We start from the raw sequence: 1,030 nt of genomic DNA, 5'->3' as shown, positions 1-1,030 counted from the left end.
CCCCTTCTCTAAACCAGTCGCACTTCTTCCATAAAAGAACAAGACCAGCTATTACTGCACCAATAGCAATAGGAACAATACCTATGGCTGATACTACTGCAGTGATTGCTGGTATAAGTGTACCTGTAAAGATTCCAACTATCTTAGTTATTCCTCCTACTATTAGAGGACCTTTAGTCATAATAGTTCCTATTGACCAGACAAGCTTTCCTATAATAATAAGAACTGGACCTAGAGCAGCTATAAAAACACCTATTCCTGCAATGACACCTTTTACTGGACCAGGAAGTGCATTAAGTCCATTTACCAGTTTTGTTAATATATCTACTACTTTTCTAACAGTAGGCATCAAAAGTTCCCCAAATGATATAGCTAATTCTTCTAAAGCAGATTGTAGGATCTTTAATTGACCACCTAAGTTATCCTGCATAGTAGTTGCCATTTTTTCTGCTGTTCCATCTGCGTTGTATATGGCATCACTCAAACTGTTATAATCTTTCTCACTGGCATTTATAATTGCCAACATTCCAGACATAGCATTTTTACCAAATATCATTGATGCTGCCTGTGCTTTTTGAGTTCCATCTAAATTAGCAAAGGACTCTCTAAAAATTCTTAGAGTTTCATCAAGAGAAAGCCCCTGTACATCCTCAATAGATAGGCCTAACATGGACATTCCATTCATAACTTCTTTAGTTGGTGATGCAAGTCTAGTTAGTCCAGCCCTTAAAGCTGTACCTGCTTGTGAACCCTTTATTCCTGAGTTTGCCATTAAACCTATGGCTACTGCAGTATCTTCAACTGAGTATCCAAGAGCACCAGCAATAGGTGCAGCATATTTAAAGGTCTCACCCATTAGTGAAACATTGGTGTTTGCATTAGATGATGCAGCGGCAAGAACATCAGCAAAGTGAGAAGAATCTTCTGCTTTTAAACCAAAGGCTGTAAGGGCATCTGTGACAATATCAGAAGTGGTTGCTAAATCCTCACCACTGGCTGCAGCGAGGTTCATAATTCCTTCAATACCACC

At 39.0% G+C, this 1,030-nt stretch carries 1 protein-coding gene; it reads right to left on the bottom strand.

The features are described from left to right. Positions 1 to 1,012 (bottom strand): phage tail tape measure protein (locus WKS98_RS09930; RefSeq protein WP_498918946.1); only part of this gene is annotated, 1,012 nt, incomplete at its 3' end. Positions 1,013 to 1,030 lie beyond the last annotated feature (18 nt).

This window comes from Lagierella sp. ICN-221743 (assembly GCF_037890055.1).
Classification (GTDB): domain Bacteria; phylum Bacillota; class Clostridia; order Tissierellales; family Peptoniphilaceae; genus Mediannikoviicoccus.
The sequence above is the reverse complement of the archived record's forward strand: the minus strand, read 5'-3'. Positions and strand labels throughout refer to the sequence as shown.